Source organism: Pseudovibrio sp. POLY-S9, assembly GCF_001431305.1.
Classification (GTDB): Bacteria; Pseudomonadota; Alphaproteobacteria; order Rhizobiales; family Stappiaceae; genus Pseudovibrio.
The window spans coordinates 93609-100326 of sequence record NZ_LCWX01000260.1; the positions used below are offsets into that span (position 1 = coordinate 93609).

The 6718-nt window shown below is 51.5% G+C and carries 7 protein-coding genes and 1 tRNA gene; 4 read left to right on the forward strand and 4 right to left on the reverse strand.

All coding sequences use genetic code 11. The annotated features are described in order from the left end of the window. Window positions 1-1052 (forward strand): tryptophan synthase subunit beta (gene trpB / locus PPL9_RS29465; protein ID WP_082597172.1); only part of this gene is annotated, 1052 nt, incomplete at its 5' end. 57 nt (window positions 1053-1109) lie between these two features. Here trpB and PPL9_RS29470 read toward each other — a convergent pair. From PPL9_RS29470 to PPL9_RS29485, 4 genes are all read right to left on the reverse strand, one after another. After that, the gene (locus tag PPL9_RS29470) at window positions 1110-1292 is read right to left on the reverse strand and encodes a hypothetical protein (protein WP_057466048.1); all 183 of its coding nucleotides are present in this window, start codon (window positions 1290-1292) and stop codon (window positions 1110-1112) included. 254 nt (window positions 1293-1546) lie between these two features. Then, window positions 1547-1622, reverse strand: a tRNA-Val gene (locus tag PPL9_RS29475). Window positions 1623-1761: 139 nt separating this feature from the next. Continuing rightward, entirely contained in the window at window positions 1762-3036 is a 1275-nt protein-coding gene (locus tag PPL9_RS29480; protein WP_057466049.1) for an MFS transporter, read from the reverse strand. 251 nt (window positions 3037-3287) lie between these two features. Continuing rightward, the gene (locus PPL9_RS29485) at window positions 3288-3971 is read right to left on the reverse strand and encodes an HAD-IA family hydrolase (protein ID WP_082597173.1); all 684 of its coding nucleotides are present in this window, start codon (window positions 3969-3971) and stop codon (window positions 3288-3290) included. Between the two features lie 238 nt (window positions 3972-4209). Between PPL9_RS29485 and rpiA the strand changes: the two genes are divergently transcribed. The 3 genes from rpiA to PPL9_RS29500 all read left to right on the forward strand — a co-directional run. Further along, window positions 4210-4899 (forward strand): ribose-5-phosphate isomerase RpiA, encoded by a 690-nt coding sequence (gene rpiA, locus PPL9_RS29490; protein WP_057466050.1) that lies wholly within the window; start codon window positions 4210-4212, stop codon window positions 4897-4899. Between the two features lie 54 nt (window positions 4900-4953). Beyond that, the gene (locus PPL9_RS29495; protein WP_057466051.1) at window positions 4954-5469 is read left to right on the forward strand and encodes a DUF2059 domain-containing protein; all 516 of its coding nucleotides are present in this window, start codon (window positions 4954-4956) and stop codon (window positions 5467-5469) included. A 164-nt stretch (window positions 5470-5633) separates the two neighbouring features. Further along, on the forward strand, window positions 5634-6718 hold a 1085-nt coding region (locus tag PPL9_RS29500), incomplete at its 3' end, for an FAD-dependent oxidoreductase (protein ID WP_244273504.1).

Sequence of the window (6718 nt, forward strand, 5' to 3'; positions counted from 1 at the left end):
AGCACTTTCAGGGCCGCCCAACCCCCATCTCGCATGCACGCAACCTGTCCAACCGGATTGGCTCAGGCGCGAACATTTACTTAAAGCGGGAAGACCTGAACCACTCCGGCGCCCACAAACTCAATCACTGCATGGCAGAAGCACTTCTGGCAAAACATATGGGCAAGAAGAAGCTCATTGCAGAAACCGGGGCAGGCCAGCACGGCGTGGCCTTAGCAACAGCTGCAGCTTACTTTGAGCTAGACTGCGAAATTCACATGGGTGAAGTGGACATCGAGAAAGAGCATCCAAATGTCGTCCGCATGCAGTTATTGGGTGCAAAGCTCGTACCGGTTGGTTTCGGCGGTCGCACGCTGAAAGAGGCAGTGGACTCTGCGTTCACATCCTATCTGGAGCAGGCCGATGAGGCGCTGTTCGCAATCGGCTCTGTGGTAGGCCCGCACCCATTCCCGCGTATGGTACGTGACTTCCAGCAGATCGTAGGCATCGAGGCCCGTGAGCAGTTCACCGAGATGACCGGCAATCTGCCAGACCATGCTGTGGCATGTGTTGGTGGCGGCTCAAACGCAATGGGCCTCTTCTCTGGCTTCATTCAGGATAAGTCAGTCAAGTTGCACGGTGTCGAGCCAATGGGCAAAGGGCCTGAGCTTGGGCAGCATGCAGCAACCATGACGTTCGGCAAGCCGGGTATGCTCCATGGCTTCAAGTGCCGTGTTCTGGAAGATGAAGCAGGCAACCCTGCGCCAGTGCATTCAATTGCCTCTGGTTTGGATTACCCAGGTGTCGGACCTGAGCACTCCTACCTGCATGATATCGGTAAGGTGCACTACAGCTCAGCGACCGATGATGAGACCCTGCAAGCCTTCTGGGCACTCTCGCGTTATGAGGGGATCATTCCTGCACTGGAAAGCTCTCACGCAGTCGCATATGCGATGAAGCTCGCCAAGGAGTGTCCGGGAGAGACAATCCTCGTCAATCTGTCGGGGCGTGGTGATAAGGATCTGGATTATGTCGCCGACAACTTCGGCACAGGCGAAGATCTGAAAATATAAGAAGGACAGAGAAGGGGGGCTTCGGCTCCCTTTCTTAATACGGATCGAATAGGTTAATCAGGCGTTCCGATTTCGGATCGCGACAAAAGAAGTGTAAGAAACGCCGCCTGCGCCCGAGATAAAGGCTGCAACATCACGCGCCGGGCCGCCATACATCACGGTTTGGAAAACAACCACGAAAAAGAACAGCATCACAGACGCTGCAAAAGTCTTGCCGATAAACAAAAATATCCGGTTCATAGACGTGGTCCTGATCTTTAAAACTGCCCAAATTTGAGAAGCCCATCTTAGAAAAACCGTTTCAGACTTTCAAAGAATTTCTGCTTCAAAACAAAGAGTTGTGATGTACACCACGAAAACGCCAAGGCACAACATGTTTCTAAACCCTCTGGGGCAATATGGGGAGGCGGAGTGTATGTACAAGGAAAATAATGGAAGAAAATAAAAAAGCCTCCGCGAATAATCGGGAGACTGAAAGCCTTCATAAGAAGGAATGGTGGGCGATGAGAGACTCGAACTCCCGACATCTTCGGTGTAAACGAAGCGCTCTACCAACTGAGCTAATCGCCCCCGCAGGGTGGTACGCCGTGTGGCGTGAGGAGGTGTTTAGGGCCTTTGACGGGTTCTCGCAAGCCCCTGAAGAAACTTTTCCCAAAAGAATTCCAAATATATCGCAGGAGGCGGTCCTGTTGACACCAATGACTTCGCATTACTTATATTTTTCAGAGGGTTGAGCTTGGTGATAACTTGCATAAGGCATGTTGCTCACACTTAGGAGTTGTTTGCGTGACGAACGACGAACAAAGAACAGCTTCGCCACATAAAGCCGATAGGCGGTGAACAGAGCAAGCGAACCGCTAAGACCAATCAAAATGAGGTCAGGCGTCTTGGAACCAAGCACTGGTGCAAGGATACTGATGAGTGTTGGACCTGCAACACTGCCTGCAGCCCAGATGAAAAGCAGATAGGTCGACAACGCAACACTGCTCTCCGGCTTCCGTTCAAATGCGTGTGCCACGCAGATGGATTGCAGCGGGAAGGAGAGACCTCCAAGAACAACCAGCACCAGACCCAACATGCTCAGCAGATGATAATTACGCAGGAAGCCAGAGTTCCAGCCAGTGAACGGGTCAGCAATCAGGAAGGTAACCATGATGACGGTGATCAGTGCCGAAGAGCCAAGAATGAGCCATCTGCGGTCCATGCGGTCAGCAAGAGAGCCAAACGGCCATTGGAACATCAGGCGACCAATATAGATCATCGCAATCATAAGAGCTGTGGTGCTGCCCCCAACCCCGGCCTTGGACAGGGAGTAGGGCACAATGGTCAAAAGACTGGTGACAATAGCACCAGAAGCAAAAGCACCCAGCACAGCCACAGGAGACTGAGCCCAAATCTCTTTGAACTTAATGCGCTTGGCTTTGTATGTGCGTGGTGGCACAGAGCGGGTCATGCAGAGCAATACAACAGCTGCAAGCAGTACAGCACTGAGCAGTTCCAGCATTTGCGATGGAACCTCGGTGAATTTGGCAACGAAAATCTGTGAGAGAATGGCCATTGCGCCAATCACAATGGAGTTCACAGATAAAATACGCCCACGAACTTCGTCTTTGATAGACTCATTCAGCCATGCATCAGCTGTGGCAAACAAAACCGCAAATGCCGCCCCCATGAAGAACCGGAGTACAGTCCAGAAAATGATGCTCTCTGTATTCTTGAAAAGCAAAACAAGAAGAGCTGTCAAACCAGCAGCGCCAACAAAGGCCCTGATGTGTCCGATCCGGTTGATCATGCGTACACCACGCATACATCCAACCATGAAGCCAAGAGAGTAAGCCCCTGCCACAAGGCCAGCTTGAGAGGCAGAGCCGCCAATGCTGGCGATCTGAAGCGGCAAGCTTGTTAGCAAAGCAGAGCTCGCCAGTTGCGCAAGCGCACTAGCCAGAATGATCGCAAACAGCGAAACGAGTGAAGCTTTAACCATGCAGCCATTGACCTGCACCTGATGTGGCGCAGTGTTCCCGTGTTGATGTTCATTTACTGGAAAACAGAGCTTTCCGATTGACTGAATGTTTCGCAGGGGAATGTGACTGCATTGAGCGAAAAATCGAACCAAGCAGTGATTTATTGATGGGATTTACGTGGGGGAATTGAGACGGATTTGCGGCTGTAAACAAAACTGCCGCCCACTGAGCAAACAGGGGCGGCAGAGTATCTTGTATCTATATCAGAGAGTTAGGTCGGTGCGTTCTCAGCACTCAACTCTTTGACTGCCGCTTCCAGCTGATTGTAGTGAGAAATCACCACATCAGGCCCCAGTTCGCGGACAGGAATGTCTGTGTAACCGAAATCCACAGCGATCACGGGCAGGCCAGCGTTACGTGCAGCGCTGATGTCAGCCTTGGAATCGCCAATGAAAATGGAGCCTGCGCGGGAGCCACCGGCAATGTCGATTGCACCAAAGACTGGCATCGCATCCGGCTTGTTCTTGGAGAAAGTGTCTCCGCCTACAACAGCGTCAAACAGGTGTTCCATATCCATGGCACGAACCAGCGGTTTAGCCAGTTTTTCCAGTTTGTTTGTGCAGATAGCTGTTTTCCAACCAGCATCCCGCAGCCGTGCAACTGTTTCCAGCGCCTGCGGAAAAGCATGGGTCTTATCTGCAATATGAGTCTCGTAGTAGCGAATAAACTTAGCAAGCAATGGTTCCAGAACTTCATCTGTCACTTCAATCTTGCTTGCCTCGAGCCCACGGCTCATCAGCACTTTCACGCCAGCGCCGACCATTTTCCTGACCCGTTCAGGCTCAATGGCTTCAAACCCGGCTTCTACCAAAACATGATTCATCGACGCTGTGAGGTCTCCCATGGTCTCCAGGAGAGTACCGTCTAGGTCGAAAACCAGAACTGGTGTTGTCATACTTAAGCTCGTTTCTGTTGAGAAAATCCGCGCCACACTACCGAAATTCACCGTGAAGTCAATTTGCGAGGAAAACCTATAGTGTGTTGGGTGGATTGCTGCTTGGCGGGACACACACCTCATGGTAATCAGCAGGAGTTATGTCACAGTAGACCCAAGCGCAATAACTAGGCAGAATTGTTCTTGTCTGTGAACGTTTCCGAACAAGCTTTGGGTCCGGGGAAGAGAAATTAGTCAGATGGCAATGAGTTTGAAGGCGCAGGCCGCAGCTGCAGCACTCAAGGAAGTTAAGCCCGGCATGAAGTTGGGGATAGGTTCTGGATCAACAGTCAATGAACTGATCCGCCTTCTGGCAGAGATGGTGAAGGATGGCTTTGAGATCATCGGCGTGCCAGCCTCATCTTATTCCCAAGCTCTTTGCGACGAGCTTGGAGTGCCGTTGACCACACTGGATGAAACGCCAGTGTTGGATCTGGTTATTGATGGGGCGGACGAAATTGATCCGCAGCTGAACCTTATCAAAGGCGGCGGCGCAGCGCTGCTTCGTGAAAAAATTATTGCAGCTGCTTCCGGAAGCATGCTTGTGATTGCTGATGAGAGCAAAATTGTTGATACCCTCGGAAAGTTCCCGCTTCCCGTGGAGGTTGTTCCGTTCGGGCTTGAGGCCACTCGCCAGATGATGCAAAACAGCTTGGACGCTGAGGGGCTGCAAGGTGAGATGATCCTGCGTATGGCAGGGGAAAAGCCACTTGTAACTGATAACGGCAACTACATTCTTGATTGCCACCTACAGGCAATCAGCAATCCGAAGTTACTGGCAAAACGCCTGGAGGTTATTCCAGGTGTCGTTGAGCACGGGTTGTTTATTGATATGGCAGTACGGGCCTATGTTGCCGGTACTGATGAAATTCGTGTCTTGGAACCTTAAGCTGTCCCGACAGTCATTTTAGGACAGCTGATTAAAATATAGGGGAGCCATTTTATGCTCGCTAAGTTCAAGTCTGCAGCAATTGCAGGTGTTGCATCACTGGTCGTTGCTGGTGTGCTGATTTCCAGCCCGGTTATGGCTCAGGACAATTCCATTTCTGAAAGCCACATCGAAGCTGCAAAAGCGGCTGTTCGTGCAACAAAATCTATCGAGAACTTCGACAACATCCTTCCAGATGTTGCGGAGCGCACTCGTACCCTGTTTATTCGTTCCAATCCGGCAATGAGCGCTGAGATCGACATCGCTGTGAATGAGGCTGCTGTTGAACTTATCCCGCGCCGTCAGGAGCTGGATCGTGTGATCTACGAAGTTTGGGCTCGTCGCTTCTCTGAAGAGCAGCTCAATGAAATCGCAACCTTCTACAACTCCGACACCGGTAAGCGTCTTGCTGACTTGTCGGGTACACTGTCTGCATTGACGATCGGTGCTGCAAAGCAGTGGAGTGATGCAGTCAGCACCGATATGGTTGCAATTTCACGGAAGAAACTTGCTGAAATGGCTGCTCAATAAGCGATCACGAAATCGCAATCCAAAATGAACAGTTAGATCAGATACGCCCCTTGAAATTTGGGCGTATCTGGCCCAAATCTGAGCCTACGTTTTTATAAGACAAGACCTTAGAGCGTAACGAAACGTCGTTGCATAAGGTTTATTGCAAACGAAAGTGGGCTGTAATGACTAATTTCGACTACGATCTCTTTGTTATTGGGGCCGGTTCTGGCGGCGTACGTGCAGCGCGTATCGCAGCAACCCATGGCGCCCGTGTCGGTATTGCTGAAGAATTTCGCTACGGCGGGACCTGCGTTATCCGTGGCTGTGTTCCCAAAAAACTCTTTGTTTATGCATCTAAATTCACCGAGGAATTCGCAAATGCGGACGGGTATGGCTGGAGCCTGAACGGCACGCCAACCTTCGACTTTGATAAGCTTGTCGAGAATAAAGACAAGGAAATCACCCGTCTGGAAGGCATTTATCGCCGCAACCTGGATAAGTCCGGCGTTGAACTGCACGACAGCCGCGCTGTGATTGAGGGGCCGAACACCGTTCGCTTGCTGTCAACTGATCAAGTCATTACAGCTGAACGTATCCTTGTCGCTGTTGGCGCAACGCCGAACGTTGATGCAGGTCTTGTCGGCTGCGAACATACGATCACATCCAATGAGGCGTTCCACCTCTCCGAGTTCCCGAAGCGAACAATCGTTGTCGGTGGCGGTTACATCGCCGTCGAGTTCGCTGGCATCTTCAACGGCATGGGATCTGAGACCACGCTTTTGTATCGCGGTGAAGAAATCCTGCGTGGTTTCGATATGGACGTGCGTACCGGTCTGCATGAGCAGATGGTAGAAAAAGGTATCACCGTCAAAACCAAGTCCACCATTGCATCCATTGAGAAGCATGAGGGCGGTCTGACAGTGACCACCCACGCCGGCGAAGTGATTGAAGCCGATCAGGTGCTTTATGCGATCGGTCGCCGCCCGAACACAGCAGGCCTCGGTCTTGAAGAAGCTGGCGTTGAACTCGACAAAGCAGGTGCAATTGTCGTTACTCCGCAGAGCCAGAGCTCTGTGCTAAGTATCTTTGCTGTGGGCGATGTCACCAACCGTGCCAACTTGACGCCAGTTGCGATCCGTGAAGGCCATGCCTTTGCAGACAGCACCTATGGTGGCAACGAGTGGCATGTCGATCACTCTATGATCCCGACCGCAGTCTTCTCTCAGCCTGAGATTGGTACGGCAGGTCTGACGCAGGAAGAAGCTGA